The sequence below is a fragment of the Pseudomonas sp. KB-10 genome, from assembly GCF_018221585.1.
GTDB classification, from domain to species: domain Bacteria; phylum Pseudomonadota; class Gammaproteobacteria; order Pseudomonadales; family Pseudomonadaceae; genus Aquipseudomonas; species Aquipseudomonas yangonensis.
Window position 1 is genome coordinate 1 of the sequence record NZ_QYYB01000015.1, and the last position, 16,799, is coordinate 16,799.

15 protein-coding genes and 2 pseudogenes are annotated in these 16,799 nt (G+C 61.6%); 13 read left to right on the forward strand and 4 right to left on the reverse strand.

The genetic code is table 11. From position 1 onward, the window contains the following. The 4 genes and pseudogenes from DXK50_RS24465 to DXK50_RS24480 form a co-directional block, all read left to right on the forward strand. A pseudogene (locus DXK50_RS24465) lies at positions 1-81 on the forward strand (ParA family partition ATPase); the annotation flags it as partial. Then, on the forward strand, positions 78-320 hold the full coding sequence (locus DXK50_RS24470) for a hypothetical protein (protein ID WP_125851384.1): 243 nt from the start codon (positions 78-80) through the stop codon (positions 318-320). The pseudogene DXK50_RS24465 and the gene DXK50_RS24470, both read left to right, overlap by 4 nt. After that, a complete protein-coding gene (locus tag DXK50_RS24475) occupies positions 317-844 on the forward strand; it encodes a S26 family signal peptidase (protein ID WP_212632095.1) in 528 nt (175 codons plus the stop codon). The genes DXK50_RS24470 and DXK50_RS24475 overlap by 4 nt, the downstream gene beginning before the upstream one ends. 350 nt (positions 845-1,194) lie before the next feature. Beyond that, complete coding sequence (locus DXK50_RS24480; protein WP_212632096.1) at positions 1,195-3,144, forward strand: relaxase/mobilization nuclease and DUF3363 domain-containing protein; 1,950 nt, start codon at positions 1,195-1,197, stop codon at positions 3,142-3,144. 17 nt (positions 3,145-3,161) lie between these two features. On the opposite strand, the gene DXK50_RS24485 is transcribed toward DXK50_RS24480, so the two are convergent. Beyond that, complete coding sequence (locus DXK50_RS24485; protein WP_212632097.1) at positions 3,162-4,016, reverse strand: helix-turn-helix transcriptional regulator; 855 nt, start codon at positions 4,014-4,016, stop codon at positions 3,162-3,164. A 155-nt stretch (positions 4,017-4,171) separates the two neighbouring features. Here DXK50_RS24485 and hemA point away from each other — a divergent pair, with 155 nt between their 5' ends. From hemA to DXK50_RS24520, 7 genes are all read left to right on the forward strand, one after another. Beyond that, positions 4,172-5,404, forward strand: coding sequence for a 5-aminolevulinate synthase (gene hemA, locus DXK50_RS24490; protein ID WP_212632098.1), 1,233 nt, complete (start codon positions 4,172-4,174; stop codon positions 5,402-5,404). Between the two features lies 1 nt (position 5,405). Then, the gene (locus DXK50_RS24495) at positions 5,406-5,909 is read left to right on the forward strand and encodes a GNAT family N-acetyltransferase (RefSeq protein ID WP_013715994.1); all 504 of its coding nucleotides are present in this window, start codon (positions 5,406-5,408) and stop codon (positions 5,907-5,909) included. Beyond that, on the forward strand, positions 5,906-6,976 hold the full coding sequence (locus DXK50_RS24500; protein WP_212632099.1) for a Gfo/Idh/MocA family oxidoreductase: 1,071 nt from the start codon (positions 5,906-5,908) through the stop codon (positions 6,974-6,976). The genes DXK50_RS24495 and DXK50_RS24500 overlap by 4 nt, the downstream gene beginning before the upstream one ends. A 22-nt stretch (positions 6,977-6,998) precedes the next feature. After that, on the forward strand, positions 6,999-8,852 hold the full coding sequence (asnB, locus tag DXK50_RS24505) for an asparagine synthase (glutamine-hydrolyzing) (RefSeq protein WP_212632100.1): 1,854 nt from the start codon (positions 6,999-7,001) through the stop codon (positions 8,850-8,852). 85 nt (positions 8,853-8,937) lie between these two features. Beyond that, positions 8,938-10,137 carry an MFS transporter gene (locus DXK50_RS24510; protein WP_212632101.1) on the forward strand — a complete coding sequence of 400 codons (1,200 nt, stop codon included), beginning with the start codon at positions 8,938-8,940 and terminating at the stop codon, positions 10,135-10,137. Positions 10,138-10,150: 13 nt separating this feature from the next. Beyond that, positions 10,151-11,077 (forward strand): LysR family transcriptional regulator, encoded by a 927-nt coding sequence (locus tag DXK50_RS24515; protein ID WP_212632102.1) that lies wholly within the window; start codon positions 10,151-10,153, stop codon positions 11,075-11,077. Continuing rightward, the gene (locus DXK50_RS24520) at positions 11,077-11,337 is read left to right on the forward strand and encodes an EexN family lipoprotein (protein WP_212632103.1); all 261 of its coding nucleotides are present in this window, start codon (positions 11,077-11,079) and stop codon (positions 11,335-11,337) included. The genes DXK50_RS24515 and DXK50_RS24520 overlap by 1 nt, the downstream gene beginning before the upstream one ends. 135 nt (positions 11,338-11,472) lie before the next feature. Here DXK50_RS24520 and DXK50_RS24525 read toward each other — a convergent pair whose 3' ends face one another. Genes DXK50_RS24525 through DXK50_RS24535 form a run of 3 tightly spaced genes read right to left on the reverse strand, consistent with a single transcriptional unit; the run spans position 11,473 to position 14,218 of the window. Beyond that, positions 11,473-12,141 carry a hypothetical protein gene (locus DXK50_RS24525; protein ID WP_212632104.1) on the reverse strand — a complete coding sequence of 223 codons (669 nt, stop codon included), beginning with the start codon at positions 12,139-12,141 and terminating at the stop codon, positions 11,473-11,475. A gap of 2 nt (positions 12,142-12,143) precedes the next feature. Next, positions 12,144-13,229, reverse strand: coding sequence for a hypothetical protein (locus tag DXK50_RS24530; RefSeq protein ID WP_212632105.1), 1,086 nt, complete (start codon positions 13,227-13,229; stop codon positions 12,144-12,146). Continuing rightward, a complete protein-coding gene (locus DXK50_RS24535) occupies positions 13,226-14,218 on the reverse strand; it encodes a hypothetical protein (RefSeq protein ID WP_212632106.1) in 993 nt (330 codons plus the stop codon). The genes DXK50_RS24530 and DXK50_RS24535 overlap by 4 nt, the downstream gene beginning before the upstream one ends. Before the next feature lie 399 nt (positions 14,219-14,617). Here DXK50_RS24535 and DXK50_RS24540 point away from each other — a divergent pair, with 399 nt between their 5' ends. Further along, on the forward strand, positions 14,618-16,609 hold the full coding sequence (locus DXK50_RS24540) for a conjugal transfer protein TraG (protein ID WP_212632107.1): 1,992 nt from the start codon (positions 14,618-14,620) through the stop codon (positions 16,607-16,609). Beyond that, positions 16,606-16,799, forward strand: a pseudogene (locus DXK50_RS24545) (ribbon-helix-helix protein, CopG family); the annotation flags it as partial. The gene DXK50_RS24540 and the pseudogene DXK50_RS24545, both read left to right, overlap by 4 nt.

Sequence of the window (16,799 nt, forward strand, 5' to 3'; positions counted from 1 at the left end):
GCCCGCGAACTGGCGCCGGACAGCGCCGCCGCGCGCGAGGTCAGCAGTCTGGTCGACGAGTTGCTGAGGTGGTCGCCATGAGCGGCAAGCGCATCGGTATCGGTGCACGCCCGCTTGTCGATCCGCAGGCCGAAGCCTGGATACGCAAGGGTGCTGGAGTCGACAACGGCAAGGTCGAGCGCTATAGCGCCCGGCTGACGCTGGATGTGACGCCGGCACTGCGCACGCGCATCAAGCTGGCAGCCTTCGACCGCGGCGTGACGATGGCGGAGATGCTGCGCGAAGTGCTGGAGCGGCAGTTTCCGGAGGCTACGTCGTGACCTTGGGTACTCGCGGTGTGCGGTGGCCACCGGCGCTGCTCGCCGGCAGTCTGATGGCCCTGGGTTGGGCGGCGCTCACAACGTCGCCACCACGGCTGGTCTACAACGCGTCCGACAGCGTGCCCGTCGGCTGGTACCGCATTGCGCCGGCCAACTCGTTGGTGCCGGGCGATCTGGTACTGGTTCGCCTGCCATCAGAGGTGAGGTCGCTGGCGGCGCAGCGTGGCTACCTGCCGGTGAACGTGCCGCTGCTGAAGACCGTGGCGGCAGTGGCGCCGCAACGGGTGTGCGTGCAAGGCAGCCAGGTGCGTATCGATGGTGAACTTGTCGCCAGGCGCTTGAAGTGGGATCTACAGGGCCGCGCGCTGCCAGCCTGGCAGGCATGTCGGCGCCTGGTTGGCGACGAGCTGTTCCTGCTCAGCAGCAGCAACCCGGTGTCGTTCGACAGCCGCTACTTTGGCCCGGTGTCTGTCGACACGGTGATCGGCCGGGCGCAGCCCCTGTGGCTGGAGTCGCGTCGATGAACTGGCCTTCTCCGTGTCGATCCGCCTGCCGACTGCATGCGCCCGGTGTGTGCGGTCGCGGGCCGCCTGGCTGCAGATACCTCTGCCCTCGCCTGCCGGCCAGGAGCTTTGGAAGTCGCCGTCCCGCCTCTCCTGATTACCCAGCTCAGCAGCGCAAAGGCACGGAAAAAGCGGAGGGCAAGATAAAAGGGGGCGGCACTTCGCTGGCCCGGAAAGCAGTCTGCACGGGGGTTGGCGGCGACACAGCGTCGGTGTCGCCAGGTGCCGAAATGGTGCTCGCCCTGCAGTTTCACTGGCCTGGAAGCGTGCCTGATACGCCGTATCACGATCAACTTGGAGGAGTCTTAGACATGAGCAAGGGAAGCCGTCCGGATGACGAATTGCGCTTTCGCCCGCAGCCGGGTAAGCCGCAGCAACGCGGCCAACCCTTCGTCAACCGGGTGCTGCGTCAGGCCAACAAGGCCGGCACCGGAAAGCCGCGCAAGGCGGGCCAGCAGCCCGGCGCCCGCCTCGGCCGCGGGCATATCGCCGCTCGTTTCAGCGCGCAGCAACTGCCGTCCAACGCCCGTCGCGTCACCATCAAGGCGCGCCTGGTGAACCTGCGCCAGGCCGGCAAGCGCTCGACGCTCAGCCACCTGCGCTATATCGAGCGCGACGGCGTCAGTCGCGAGGGTGATCCGGGTCAGGCCTACGGGCCACTGACCGACCAGGCGGACCTCAATGCGTTCGAGGAACGTGGCCGGGACGACCGCCACCAGTTTCGCTTCATCGTCTCGCCCGAGGATGCCGAGCAGCTCGACGACCTGCGCACCTATACCCGCCACCTGATGAGCCGGATGGAGGCCGACCTCGGCACCCGCCTCGACTGGGTGGCGGTCGACCACTGGAACACTGACAACCCACACACCCATATCGTGTTGCGCGGCAAGGACGACACCGGCAAGGACCTGGTGATCGCCCGCGACTACATCGCCGAGGGCATGCGCAACCGCGCCTCGGAGCTGGCCACCGAATGGCTGGGACCGCGTACCGAGCTGGAGATCCAGCAGAGCCTGCAGCGCGAGGTGCAGCAGGAGCGTTTCACCAGCTTGGATCGCACCCTGCTTCGCGAACGCCTGGCCGGCGGCCTGAGCCTGAAAACACTTGCAAACCATCCACGTCGGCAACTGCTGATCGGCCGCTTGCAGCATCTGCAGAAGCTTGAACTCGCACATGAAGTTCGGCCAGGAGAATGGCTCCTGCGTGACGACGCCGAGGTAACTCTGCGTGCCATGGGTGAGCGCGGCGATATCGTGCGTACGATGCAGCGAGCCATGGGAAGCACGCAGCGCGAGCTGGCGGTCTTCGAGCCGGGCAAGGATGGCTCTGTTGTGGTCGGTCGGATCGTGGCCAAGGGGCTGGCCGACGAGCTACACGACCGCGGCTACCTGGTGGTCGACGGTCTCGACGGCAAGGCTCACTACCTGGCCTTGCCTGCCCGCGCGGAACTGGCCGACTACCCAATAGGCGGCCTGGTGGAAACGCGCAGCCTGAGCGAGCCGCGCACAGTCGATCGGTCGATTACCGCGCTGGCTGCAGATGGTCTGTATCGCACCGATCATCACCTAGCCTTGGCACGATCACAGGCAGTCGAAGAACAGGATCCCGATGCATTGGTCGAGCGCCATGTACGGCGTCTGGAAGCCCTGCGCCGGGCCGGTATCGTCGAGCGTCTGGCCGAGGGCGTTTGGCGGGTGCCGACCGACCTGCCCGAGCAAGGCCGGCAGCATGATGCCCGCCGCCTGGGCGACGTCGCCGTCGAGCTGCGTACGCCGCTGCCCCTCGAGCAGCAGGTGCGCGCCGTCGGCGCGACCTGGTTGGATCAGCAACTACTCGGCGGTAGCCGCGAGCTGGCCGACAAGGGCTTCGGCAGTGAAGTACGCGAAGCGTTGCGACAGCGTGCGAACTTTCTAGTGGAACAGGGCCTGGCCCAACGCCAGGGCCAACGCGTGGTGCTCGCACGCAACCTGTTGGCCACCCTGCGCGGGCGGGAGCTGACGGCGGCAGCGCGCGAGCTCTCGGCGCAGACGGGCCTGCAGTATCGCCCGGCAGTCGATGGCCAGCGCGTCAGTGGGATCTACCGGCGTAGCGTGCAGTTGGCCAGCGGCCGTTACGCCCTACTCGACGATGGTGTCGGCTTCAGCCTTGTGCCTTGGAAGCCGGTGATCGAGCAGAGGCTCGGGCAGAGCGTGTCGGCGGTGATCCAGGGCAACAGTGCGTCCTGGCAACTGGGTCGCCAGCGCGGGCCGTCGATTGGTTAAGCATTCGGCGCCAGGGCCTAGACCAGCAGCGGCTCCTGCTGCAGCCACCGCTCGAAGTCACGGCTCTGCGACATGCCTTCCTTGGCCGCGTAGTAGACCAGACGCAAGTGGCGATCCTCGTCGATGGTCAGCGTGGTGTGTTCGAACACCACCTGGCCGACCGAATCGATCTTCAGGTGACGGATCCCCTGGCACGGGCCATGGATGTCTTGCTGCCGCCACCAGTCTCTGAAGTCCGGCGAGGCCTTCTCCAGATCCTTCACCAGCGCGGTGATATCCGGATCCTGAGTCGCCCGAACGAAGTCGCGGCGGAAGCTGGAGAGTATCTGAAGCGCCTGCTCATCCCAAGGGTTGAACAACTCGCGCATGGTCGGGCTGGTGAACAGCATCCACAGCAGGTTGCGGCGGTCCGCCGGCAGCGCGGAGAAACCGAACACCCGATCTGCCGCAGCGTTCCAGGCCAGCACATCCCAGCGCAGGTTGAGCACGTAGGCCGGACGTGACGGCAGATCCCCTATCAGGCGATGAATCAGCGCAGGCACCGTGCACCAGGTCTTCCCCGGTTCTGGCGGCAGACGCTGGTGAGCGAGCAGGAACAGATGGCGACGCTCGGTGGCATCCAGCTTGAGCGTGCGCGAAAGGTTGTCGAGGAAAGTCGCGGACACGCTGATAGCCCGTCCTTGTTCCAGCCAGGTGTACCAAGACAAACCCACCCCGGCCAGGGCTGCGACCTCCTCACGGCGTAGCCCAGGCGTGCGCCGCCGACTACCGGCAGGCAGGCCCACCTCCTCCGGCGAAATTCGTTCGCGGCGACTACGCAGGAATTCGGCCAGTTCTACCCGAGTGCGTTCAGCTTTGCGAGGCGCGCTCATCCAGTTACCTCCAGTAATAGGATAATTAGTTAAATTGTAACCCCCATAAATCCCAAGAAGAATACTCCGACCTGGCCGCCATTACCCGTGCCGGGCTCTCGCTTGATGAGGAACCACACAGAGATGTGTCATCAACTCGCTAAGGAGATAAACGGATGTACCAAGCACTTCTTCGGGAACAACTGGAGACATTGAAGTCCTCCAACCAGTACCGCACCTTCACCACCCTGAGTCGCATCTGTGGCCAGTATCCATTGGCCAAGCTGGACGGTCGCGAGCAGGAACCGGTGGTGGTCTGGTGCAGCAACGACTACCTCGGCATGTCGCAGCACCCAGCCGTACGTGAACAGATGCACGACGCGCTGGAGTCCTACGGTGCAGGCTCCGGCGGCTCGCGTAATATCGGCGGCTCGCACGAGGTGTATTCCAGCCTGGAGGCGAGCCTGGCTGACTGGCACAGCAAGGAAGCGGCGCTGGTCTTCCCCACCGGCTTCGGCTCCAATGACGCCACCCTCCAGTGCCTGCTGCGGCGCATCCCCGACTGCGTGGTGATCAGCGATGAGCTGAACCACGCCTCCATCGTCAACGGCATTCGCTCCACGCCCAACGAGCGCAAGATCTTCCGCCATAACGACGTCGAGCATCTGGAGCAGATTCTCGCCAGCTACCCGCTGGGTCAGCCGAAGATTGTGGTGTTCGAGTCGATCTACTCGATGGATGGGGACATTGCCCCGATCGCCGAAATCGTCGCGGTCGCCAAGCGCTACAACGCCCTCACCTACCTCGACGAAGTGCACGCCGTGGGCATGTATGGCCCGCGCGGCGCCGGTATCGCCGCCGAGCTGGGCGTGGCCGATCAGGTAGACATCATCCAGGGCACCATGGCCAAGGCCATCGGCGTAATCGGCGGCTATATCACCTCGACCCAGGTAATAGTCGATGCCGTGCGCTCCTTCGCCACCGGCTTCATCTTCACCACCTCGCTCCCGCCGGCAATTACCGCAGGCTGCCTGGCCAGCGTCGAGCACCTCAAGGCCAGCAGTACCGAGCGTGATCGCCTGCATGCCCAGACCGCCAAGCTGCGCGAGCGCCTCAAGCACCATGACGTGCCGGTGATGCCTTGCTCCCAGACCCACGTGCTACCGGTGCGGGTAGGTGAAGCCAAGCGCTGCAAAGCGGCAGCCGAACGTCTGCTGCATAACCATGGCGTGTATCTGCAGCCAATCAACTATCCATCCGTGCCGGTAGGGACGGAGCGCTTCCGGGTCAATGCTACGCCGAACCACAGCGATGCGCAGATCGAACATCTGGCGGTGTCGCTGCGCGAGACCTTCGATCACTTCAGCATCCCGCTTGCGTCCGAGGTGTTTGCTGCGGAGGTGGCCTGAGATGGAACAGTCCTTCTTCACAGTACGTCCGGCGAACCAGGCCGACCTGGCCAGTTTGGTTGAACTGCGCGCATATCTGCTGGACGGCACCAACGCCAGCTATTCGAGCAAGACGCCGGAGGACGCGGCGCGCTGGCGGGCGGCCTACCGCAGTTGGCTGAGCGGCCGCCTTAGCGAGAGCGACTGCGTACAGATCCTCACCGCCGAGCACAAGGAATCCGGCCAGGTGCTGGGCTGCGCGACGGCCATCATCGACCAGCGCGCGCCGGCACCGGGCTGCCTCAATGGCCTGTCCGGCTGGGTGCAATCGGTGGTGGTGGAACCACAGTGGCGCGGTCACGGTATCGCCCGGCAGCTGATGCAGCATCTGCTGCGCTGGTTCGCCAACCGCGGCGTCAGCTGCGTGGTACTGCAGAGCACCGCGGCGGCCGGCACGCTGTACCAGACCCTGGGCTTCGCCGTCAGCGACGAGCGCCTGCTGATCCGTCAGGAGGCCTCGGTATGAAGATCCTAATCATCGGCCTGGGCTACGCCGGCAACCGCTACCGTCGCGCCTTCGAGCATATCGCCACGAGCACCGGCCTGCCGCTGTCGCTGGCCTATGTCGGGCGTCGGCAGAAGACGACCGAACTGCCCTACTTCGACAACGTTGGCCGCGCGCTGCAGGTCTTCGATCCGGACATTGTGGTGGTCAGCGTCAACGACCACAGCCATGCGCCCGTGCTCAAGCAACTGGCCGGCTACCGGGGCTTCGTGCTCTGCGAGAAGCCGCTGGTCACGCCCGGTGACAACCTGGACGAACTACTCGGTGCGCTGGATCAGGTCAGTGGCTTTGCCCTGGATCTGGTGGAGCGTTATTCGGACGCGACCCAGCAGTTGCGCGACTGGGTAGAGCGTCATGACTGGCAACTGGTACGCGCCAGCTTCCACTGGGGCAAGGACCGCATCAACGACTACCGCCCCACCTGCGGCGTGACCAGCGAGGTGATCCATGCCCTGGATCTGGTCGGCTGGATCTGCCCGCGCGCCGGCCAGCTCAAGCTCGATGGTGTGCTCGGTGTGCGCTCGGACTTCTCGATCTCCGGCGCAAAGGTACTCGACACCGTGCAACTCACCGCCAGTCTGGGCGAGGCGCGGGTCACCGGCTACGCCAGCTTCGTCAACATCGTGCGCCAACGCACCGTGGATTTCAGCTTCGTCGACCGCGATGCCCGGCTGATTCATGCGCGCCTGGTATTCGATACGCCGCGCTGGGATCACGACCAGTTGCGTATCTGGACGCGCGCCGCCAACGGCACCGAGGAACTGCTGCACGAGTTCGCCACCGCTCCCGACGAGCCAGGCCTGAACACCCTGCACAAGCTATCGCGGCTGTGCCGGCAGGTGGTGCGCGCCGTGGCGCTCAATGAACCGCCCTGCCAGCCCTTCGCCGGCCTTGATACCGCCGTGGTGCTGCAGCGACTGCTCAACGACCTGGAAACCCATGCCCAAACCCCAGCACCGGCGCGCTATGTCCATGGCGAGACGCGCGTGCTGCTGGCCGAGGACAGCGACCTGGAAAGCCTCGGATAACCCAATCACAAGGAGAACGACTATGTGTGGAATCGCTGGATGGCTGTCCTACAGCCAGAACCTGGAAACGCAACGCGACACCCTGCAGCGCATGACCGACACCATGGCCCTGCGCGGCCCGGACGCTGGCGGTCTGTGGATCGAGGGCCCGGTGGGCCTGGGCCATCGGCGCCTGTCGATCATCGACCTGGAGGGTGGTCGCCAACCGATGACCGCCAGGCACGGTCGCCCGCGCGAGGTCGCCGCCATCACCTACAGCGGCGAGGTCTACAACTTCCGCGAGCTGCGCACCGAGCTGCAACGTCTCGGCCACCGCTTCGAGACCCGCAGCGACACCGAGGTGGTGCTGCGCGCCTATGTCGAATGGGGCGAGGCCTTCGTCGAGCGGCTCAACGGCATGTATGCCTTCGCCATCTGGGATCTGCGTTCGCAGGAGCTGCTGCTGATCCGCGACCGCATGGGCGTCAAGCCGCTGTATTACTTCCCCACCGCGGACGGTGTGGTGTTCGGCTCCGAACCCAAGGCGCTACTGGCCAACCCGCTGGTACCGCGCAAGGTGCGTGCAGACGGCCTGCGCGAAATCCTGGAGATGGTGAAGACACCAGGCCATGCCGTGTTCGATGGCATGCGCGAAGTTATGCCGGGCGAGATCGTGCGCATCAACCGCCAGGGCCTGGGACACCGCCACTACTGGAAGCTGGAGGCGCGTGAGCACAGCCACTCGCTGGACGAGACCATCCGCCATACCCGCGACCTGCTGGAGGACATCGTCGATCGCCAGATCGTCGCCGACGTGCCGCTGTGCAGCCTGCTCTCCGGCGGCCTGGACTCCTCGATCATCACCGCGCTGGCTTCGAAGAAGCTGCTCGCCGCCGGCAAGGAGAACATCCGCTCCTTCTCCGTCGACTTCGTCGATCACGGCAGCGGCTTCACCGGCGACGCCGTGCGCGGCACGCCGGATGCGCCCTTCGTGCGCGACCTGGTGGAGAAGATCCGCTCCATCCACCAGGAGATCGTCCTCGACAGCCGCGAGCTGGCCGATCCGGCTTTGCGTGCGCAGATCATCAGCGCCCTCGACCTGCCACCGGCGTTCTGGGGCGACATGTGGCCTTCGCTCTACCGGCTGTTCCAGGAGGTGCGCAAGCACTCGACGGTGGCGCTGTCCGGCGAGAGCGCGGACGAGGTGTTCGGCGGCTACCGCTGGTTCCACGACCCGGAGGCGATCCAAGCCGACACCTTCCCCTGGCTGACATCGGTCACCGGCAAGTACTTCGACGGCAAGACCCTGTTCGACCCGGGCCTGCTGGCCCAACTGGACATGCACAGCTTCCTGCGCGACAGCTACGCCCAGGCCATTGCCGAGGCGCCGGTGCTGCCGGGCGAAAGCGCGGTCGACCAGCGCATGCGGCAGATGAGCTACGTCAACCTGACACGCTTCGTGCAGACCCTGCTCGACCGCAAGGATCGCATGAGCATGGCTGTCGGCCTTGAGGTGCGGGTGCCTTTCTGCGACCACCGCCTGGTCGAGTACGCCTTCAATATCCCCTGGGCGATGAAGGCCTTCGACGGGCGAGAGAAAAGCATCCTACGCGCGGCGACCCGCGACCTGCTGCCAGAGTCGATCAGCGAGCGGGTGAAGAGCCCATATCCCTCGACTCAGGATCCAGCCTACGAGCAGGCGCTGCGTGATGCCCTGGCCGCTATCCAGGCGGATCACAACGCGCCGGTGACGCCCCTGCTCGACAGCGGCCGTATCCAGCAAACCCTGGCCAAGCCGCTCGGCAGTGTCTCGCCCATGTACGAGCGCATGGGCATGGAGCTGGCGGTCGGCCTCAACACTTGGCTGAACGAGTACAACGTCAGCCTCGAACTCTAGTCCCCAACCGGATACGGCCCCGCTGCGGGGCCGCATCCCTCCGCTGTCCCACCCAAGCGTTCTTGCAACGCAAGCGAGTCCGAGCATGCACACACCCAACCAATCACCCATTTACCTGATAGCGCTGGGGGCCTTCGCCCTCGGCATGGCCTCCTACGTCACCGCCGGGCTGATCCCGATGATCGAGGCCTCGTTCGCAGTCTCCGTCGCGGTTGCCGCACAGCTGGTCACCGCCTTCACTCTGGCCTACGGTCTGGGTTCGCCGATCTTCGTCGCGCTGACGCCGGCGCATCGTCAGCGCGCCGGCTTGTTGCTGGCCCTGGGCCTGTTCGTCATCGCCAACGCCGCCAGCGCGCTGGCCGAGAGTTTCACCGCGCTGATGGTCTGGCGCGCCGTCGCCGGTATCGGCGCCGGCGTCTACCTGGCCATGGGCATCGGCGCTTCGGCCGCGGTATCCACCCCGGAACGCCGCGGCAAGGCCATCGCCATCATCATGGGTGGCATGGCCAGCGGCGTGGTACTGGGCGTGCCGCTCAGCCTGCTGATCGCCGAACAGCTCGGCTGGCAGGCCGCGCTGTGGCTGGTTACCCTGCTTGGCCTGGTGGCGTTCTTCGGCCTGCTGCTGAAGCTGCCGGCCCTGCCGGCGGCCACCGCCAGCACCCTGGGGCAGAAGCTGGCTATCCTCGGCGACGGCCATGTGCTGGTCATCCTGCTGGTGTCGCTGCTGGCCGCCATCGCCAGCCTGGGGATGTACACCTTTATCGCCCCGCTGCTGGCTGACCCGGCCTACGGTGCGGTTGGTTCGGTCACTCCTTATCTGTGGGTCTGGGGCATCGGCGGTGTGCTGGGCAGCTTCCTGATCGGCCCGCTGGTGGATCGAATCAAGGGCCCGGTGCTGACCTTTGCCATCATGCTGATCCTCGCCGTGTCGCTGTTCGTGCTGCCGCTGACGGCTGCCCTCAGCACCTGGCTGGTGATGCTGCCCATCGCCCTGTGGGGCGCGGTCGGCTGGGCACTGCAGGTGCCGCAGAACAACGAGCTGATCCTGGCCCGCCAGGCCCAGGGCGACGGCAACCTGGCCATCGCCCTGAACGAGTCGGCGCTCTACCTGGGCAGCGCCATCGGCGCCGCGGCCGGCGGCTTCGTGCTGCTGTTGCAAATGCCCACCTGGACCCTGGCCGCCAGCGCCGGTGGTGTCGCAGCCCTCGGTGCCCTGCTGCAGGTCGTCAACCTGCGTCGCCAGCCAACCTGGAACGGCGACGTGCAAGCCGAAACCTACAACTGACGGAGGAAAGGCCGTGGAACTGCGCCACCTTCGCTGTTTCATCGCCGTCGCAGAAGAACTGCATTTTGCCCGCGCCGCCGCGCGTCTGCATATCGAACAGTCGCCCCTGTCGCGGATCATCAAGGAACTGGAGTACCGCCTGGGCGTGCAGCTGTTCGAGCGCACCACACGGCGCACGCGCCTGACCTGGGCCGGTAAGGTGCTCTTGGAAGAAGCGCGCCGGGTACTCGCTGTGGTCGACCAGGCCAAGGCCAGCGTCAAGAGCGCGGCGGCCGGCTACCGCGGGCGTATTCGCGTCGCACTGTCCGACGGTATTCCCCAGGCGCGCCTGGCTGCCCTGCTCGCCAAGTGCCGCGCGGAAGAACCGGACGTCGAAATCTGCCTGTCGGAGGTCACCTTCAGCGAACAGGTCAGAGGCCTCAACGATGACCTGTTCGACATCGGGCTCGCCCAGTCCGACGAAGTGGGTGAAGGGCTGGTGGCCGAGCCGGTCTGGTTCGATCCATTGGTTGTGGCGGTACCTGCCCGCCACCCACTGCTCAGCTACCGGCGTGTGCCGCTCGATGAGGTCGTGCGCTATCCGTTGGTCCTTTGCGATCCGCAAGTTTGCGAAGGGTTCTGGCAACAGTTGCAGCGGGTGCTGGGCACCGTGGATACACGACTGACCATTGCCGACCGTGTTCCCACCTTGGATCTGATGATGGCGCTGGTAGCCGCGGGTTACGGGCTGGGTTTCTCCAGCCTGGCGCGCATCAACGAACTGAACAATCCGGACGTCGTGACCAGGCCGCTAGACAGCTGCGCAACCATGCTGACCACTTACTTGGTGCGGCGCGAAGGCGATCCGGCCGAGCAACTGGCCCGGTTTATCGGGCGGGTGAGTCCGGCGGAAAGCCAAGCGTTGCTGCCGGATCACTCATTACAGAAGGAGATCGCTTGATGAAAAAGATGTCATTACTTCTGGCTGCATTGCTGCTCAGCGCATGTGACAAGCCGATGCCGTTTGAGTCGGCTGAAGCGCTTGCAGAGAATCCGAACCGGCTCAAGGAACTGCGGCTGCAGTGCCGGGACAGTCGAGCAAAATTGGGTGAGGCTCAATGCAACGCAGTCAGCGATGCCCAGCGCATACGTTTTATGGGCAAAGGCACACCCTACACTCCTCACCCCGTCCAATTCTTCCACCCTGACACTAGCGAATAGGGAAACTCTGAAATAGCCGTCGCTCCCGCGCAGACAGGAAACCGTAGTACCAGAGCCTCCGCCTTCGCGGGAGTGGCAGTAAATGGCTTTTTCAGAACTTCCCTAGCGGGGGAATAAGTGACGGATAATCTCGAGTTAGCACTTTGTCTGCAGCGCGTGTTCCAAGCTATGGAGAATGAAGGGTGTGAGTGGCCCACTGATCCTACATGCAGCTGAACGTGAAAAACCTATTTGGCCTTTTAGTCCCTTATGGGTAACTTCGTAAGAAGCCGAATCAATAAGAAAATCCCCTAAGCCGAGAGACTTAACATGCTCCACCTTAATACCATCTTTAGATGCCAACTCGACACGAGCAAGCGCATTAACCTTAGAAATCGCCCCTGAGACCCTTAAGCTATTAAGAGTTCTAGCAGTAGTTTTCTCTAATGCCACTTGTACAAGGTCGTCAGTAATAATAATTTGCTCACAACCAAAACCAAACCCAACGCCCCCCTCCAACGCATTCATCACTTCGCGCATAGATCTTGAGGGATTTTCGAACCGAAAAATCGCCCCCTGCTCGCCTAAAACAGTAACAACCTGCGAATTAACTGTAACAACTTGCTGATACTCAGCATTACCCTCACCATCTAGACGAATAGCATTAATTATTGAGGGCCACATATAGCGAAAGGTCAGCTCCTCTTCATTACACAGAAAGCCTGTATTGCTAGAACTATTGTACCCTGCAACTCTAAGCCTAGCGAAAAATTCGCTTATCGTGCAGGGCAGTCGCACCCGATACCACTTATAACGTGTAATCACAGTTACTCATCTCCTTGAGTGCACTCGCCCCTCAGTTTCTGCATTTGTTTGCGCGCCGCTTTTTCAATCAATCTAGACATAGAATCAATCTCAGATTTCAAAGGGGCGCGCCTCTTACCCAACTTACCCTCAACATAAGGATATACAGACTTAATTAATATGGAGAATCCAGTACAATCTTTCGGATCTGCAAACATAACCTCAACGCTAACAACATCCCCATTCCCCATCACACGCTGCGCAGTCCAACACATCTTAAAAATATGAAACGCGTCAGATTGAACCAAATCAAGCAATAACTTTGACCTAGTCACCCCATTCCCTTTAAGAAGAACCTTTTCAATATGCGTCTCGTGCTCATCAGACGCCAACTCATCCTCATCATCAGAACTTAGCTTGGGCTTGTAAACATACACATCAGAAACATCGCGACGACTAAAGCCATCCAACCCAGTACTTAGATCAATAAAAAATCGCGTCCTCATCCCTGGATCAATAACATCATATAAATTAACCGTAATCCGCTCAATATCCTCAGGCACTAGCTTGTCGACTTTAGAAACAATCTCGTCACGCACAGCGTTCATAAAGTCGTTCTGTGCATTATTAACGAGATACCCTTCTTCCGTCTTTATGAACTCTACCAAACCATCCTTATTCTGCAGCTGAGCAAATTCGGTTTTTTTGTAATCAATCAGCGAGTACTGAACTCTCAGCGTAAAGTCATTACCACTGCGTGTAATATGAGCAACATCGCCGCTATCAGCAATTTCTTTCTTGACCTGCTCAAGCGCAAACCTCAACTCCTCCGGATCAATATTTCCAACGAGGTCCATGGACGTAGTCCGCTCTCGACGCGGAAGAATCCCAAGCTTCTCCGAAATAATATTATGATCATAGTAATCGTGAGGAAGCCTAGAGAAATATTCTGCCAGATCATCTCGAAGAGTCTTTTTTGAAGCAATAATATTTCGACGCTCAAATAACGTCGCGAGAGTAGGAGCATCGACGCGATGCTGAATCAACGCATCAAAGACATTCTTATCTGATGCGTAGTACATTGCAGGGCCAAAAGTCTTCTTTTTCAATTGCGCCACCCCATCCAACCGGGACTGTAGGAATCCGTAACGGCCGTCACTCGCTCAAAAGTAATCGCGTGCAGAATGGTTTCCCGAATCGGATCAAAGCCCCAAGCCTTGGCATACCTCTCTTTAGCAGCTTTAAAATTCGCCATCATCTGAGGGTCAGCATTAGGCGCAGTAACCCTAATCTGAACAGACTTTCCAGATTCAAGCATTTGATAACGCGACAGACTATCCAAGAAATACTCAAATTCTGTATGCGAAGCACCAGGGCGATTGTAATAAACCACGTACCCTGAATCGACCTTATCCGTACCTTTATGCTGAACAATCAAATACGGACTTGTAAGTGCCTCAATGGTTGCTGGCTGTCCCCATACATCCCCCTGGCGTCGATGCAACACAAGGTCGGGATAATAGAAACTGTAGTCAGCGGACATCTTTTTTTGGCTAGTCAGCCGCATCATGTCATTAACAATTGTGAATAGCCGATTTATATCGTGCGGCCCGAGATAGTGAAGATATACATTTGGCGGAATTGAAATAGAATCAAAACCGATCTTTCCAATCAGATCATAAAACGATTTCTCATAGCCATGATCATGATTATGCACAAAAAGAAGACCGCGAACTTCATAATTATCACAATCAGTAATCGCAAACTTACTACGCCAAGACTCCGAATCTTTGGCGCACTCAACAGTGACAGCCAAGGATTTAAACGCATCCCGCAATTTTTGTTTGCCAATAGTATCTTTCTTGTAGGCCTTCAGGTCGGTATGCAGGTAAATCGTGCTTCCAAGATAAGGATCCTCATAGAAGAAAACTGAATCACCAGGATGTTCAGTCTTTGGCTTGCCGTCACTACCCAAATGATTTGGACAATGGCAGTCAAAGTTCTCGTTCCACTTATCCTTCATCTGCCAAAAGAAGCTACTAAAAATATCTACTGATAGCTTCTCGGCAATCTCACCAACGTTTACGGTTTCCGACATGGCTCCTCCTAAGCAACCGTCCCTGCCACCTTGGTCAGGAACAAAGCATCAGGATAGCAGGATAGAGCCACATGAAGGCCATCTGCCATGCCAATCAGCATTCCCACTTGCTGCACGTGACAGATCTAGCTAAGGACAACGTCTTTATGCAGCCTCCTGAACAGCTCATACCGAGGCTCCCCCATCTCCTTTGCAAACGCCCCATCTAACGCACAAGCCGTTATACGCGTGCGCCACACCATGCTAATTTCATCTGCTACCCCACACAGCCTGAACTATCGCCGCCTCATTCTTTATCTTCCTCTAAACGGTCTTTGACCCCACCTCCTCCAATACCGAATCTCTCGCCCGCGGCACATCTGCGTGCCGCGTGCTTTGTCTGGGAGGTCGGGTTCAGGGATGCATGCAACAACGGTGCTGTACGGCCAGGTGCTGGTGGTGTTGGCCATTACCCTCTCCGGAGTATGGGGTGCCACGCAGTGGACGGCGGCCGCGCTCGGCTACCAGGCGCGCCTGGGGGCGCCCTGGTTCGAGTTTCTGGGCACACCGGTGTATCACCCCTGGCGTCTGTTCGAGTGGTGGTTCGTCTTCGATGCCTATGCGCCGGACGTCTTCAATGTCGGCGGCAGCATCGCCGCTTGTAGCAGCCTGCTGGCATTGGTGGTGGCCATCGGCATGGCGATCTGGCGGGCGCGCCAGGCACGGCGGGTCACGACCTATGGCTCGGCGCGCTGGGCCGATGCCGATGAAGTAATCAAGGCCGGCCTGACCCAGCCCGCGGGTGTGTTCCTCGGCCAATTCGACGATCAGTACCTACGTCACGAAGGCCCCGAGCATGTGCTGACCTTCGCGCCGACGCGCTCGGGCAAGGGCGTCGGCCTGGTGGTACCCACCCTGCTCTCCTGGCCTGCCTCAGCGGTCATCCACGACATCAAGGGCGAGAACTGGAGCCTGACTGCAGGCTGGCGCTCACGTTTCTCCCACTGCCTGTTATTCAACCCCACCGACCTCGCTTCGGCCGCCTACAACCCGCTGCTGGAAGTGCGTCGCGGCGCCCATGAGGTGCGCGACGTGCAGAACATCGCCGACATCCTGGTCGACCCGGAGGGCGCGCTGGAGCGGCGCAACCACTGGGAGAAGACCAGCCATGCACTGCTGGTCGGCGCCATCCTGCACGTGCTCTACGCCGGCCAGGACAAGACCCTGCGCGGCGTTGCCAACTTCCTTTCCGATCCGGCCTGCACCTTCGAGCTGACCCTGCACCGGATGATGACCACGCCGCACCTGGGCGATGCACCACATCCAGTGGTGGCCTCAGCCGCGCGGGAAGTGCTGAACAAGAGCGACAACGAGCGCTCGGGTGTGTTGTCCACGGCCATGTCCTTCCTCGGCCTGTATCGCGACCCGACGGTGGCCGAAGTCACCTCACGCTGCGACTGGCGCATCGCCGACCTGATCTCGGCCAAGCATCCGGTATCGTTGTACCTGGTCGTGCCGCCCTCGGATATCAGCCGGACCAAGCCGCTGATCCGCCTGATCCTCAACCAGGTCGGCCGGCGCCTGACCGAGTCCCTCGACGGCTCCGACGGCATCGAACGCCGGCACAAGCTGCTGCTGATGCTCGATGAGTTTCCGGCGTTGGGGCGGCTGGATTTCTTCGAGACGGCCCTGGCCTTTATGGCCGGCTATGGGCTGCGCGCCTTCCTCATTTCGCAATCGCTGAACCAGATCGACAAGGCCTACGGCCAGAATCACTCGATCCTCGACAACTGCCATGTGCGGGTGACCTTCGCCACCAACGACGAACGCACCGCCAAGCGGATCTCCGAGACCCTGGGCACTGCTACAGAACTGCGCGCGCAGCGCAACTATGCCGGCCACCGCCTGGCGCCCTGGCTGGGCCATCTGATGGTCTCGCGCCAGGAAACCGCACGCCCGCTGCTGACTCCGGGCGAGGTGATGCAGCTGCCCAGCGACGAGGCCGTGGTGATGCTTTCGGGCCTCGCACCGATCCGCGCGAAGAAGCTGCGCTACTTCACCGACGCCAACTTCCAGAGCCGGGTTCTGCCGGCGCCGCGCTTGCAGCCGGGCCACTACGCCGACGCACCGGCGCCACGCCCGGACGACTGGAGCGGCCTGGCCGTGCCTGAGGCCGTAGACGCTTCAGCGGCCGACCTGAGCGATGACGAGACCGTCGAGGAAGGCGGCCCACGCCGTCAGCCGGAGTTGGCGGAACTCGCCCAGTTGCCGGATCACGACGAGTTGGCCAGCGACCTGCTGCTGCTCGACGAGGACGACATCCCCACTCCCTTCCCCACCCAGCCGGATCCGCGCTTGCAGCGCGTGGCGCGGCTGGCCGCCCTCGACCCTGACGATGGAATAGCCCTATGAGCCGAGCCCGCCTCAACCTATTTATCCAACCCGAGCATGCCAAGCGCCTGAACGAATTGGCGATCACCAAGGGCGTGTCGAAGTCCTCAATCATCGCTGCGGCGTTAGCCTCCTGGCTGTCACCCGAGTCTGGCGAGCAGCGCGAGGTGGCCATGGCCAAGCGCCTGGACCGGCTATCGCGTCAGCTCGA

Excerpts from the sequence above, each read along its gene's own strand:
- DXK50_RS24470 (WP_125851384.1), top strand. The coding sequence starts at position 78 with ATGAGCGGCAAGCGCATCGGTATCGGTGCACGCCCGCTTGTCGATCCG.
- DXK50_RS24535 (WP_212632106.1), bottom strand. The coding sequence starts at position 14,218 with ATGTCGGAAACCGTAAACGTTGGTGAGATTGCCGAGAAGCTATCAGTA.
- DXK50_RS24520 (WP_212632103.1), top strand. The coding sequence starts at position 11,077 with ATGAAAAAGATGTCATTACTTCTGGCTGCATTGCTGCTCAGCGCATGT.
- DXK50_RS24540 (WP_212632107.1), top strand. The coding sequence starts at position 14,618 with ATGCATGCAACAACGGTGCTGTACGGCCAGGTGCTGGTGGTGTTGGCC.
- DXK50_RS24495 (WP_013715994.1), top strand. The coding sequence starts at position 5,406 with ATGGAACAGTCCTTCTTCACAGTACGTCCGGCGAACCAGGCCGACCTG.
- hemA (WP_212632098.1), top strand. The coding sequence starts at position 4,172 with ATGTACCAAGCACTTCTTCGGGAACAACTGGAGACATTGAAGTCCTCC.
- DXK50_RS24485 (WP_212632097.1), bottom strand. The coding sequence starts at position 4,016 with ATGAGCGCGCCTCGCAAAGCTGAACGCACTCGGGTAGAACTGGCCGAA.
- DXK50_RS24500 (WP_212632099.1), top strand. The coding sequence starts at position 5,906 with ATGAAGATCCTAATCATCGGCCTGGGCTACGCCGGCAACCGCTACCGT.
- DXK50_RS24480 (WP_212632096.1), top strand. The coding sequence starts at position 1,195 with ATGAGCAAGGGAAGCCGTCCGGATGACGAATTGCGCTTTCGCCCGCAG.
- asnB (WP_212632100.1), top strand. The coding sequence starts at position 6,999 with ATGTGTGGAATCGCTGGATGGCTGTCCTACAGCCAGAACCTGGAAACG.
- DXK50_RS24510 (WP_212632101.1), top strand. The coding sequence starts at position 8,938 with ATGCACACACCCAACCAATCACCCATTTACCTGATAGCGCTGGGGGCC.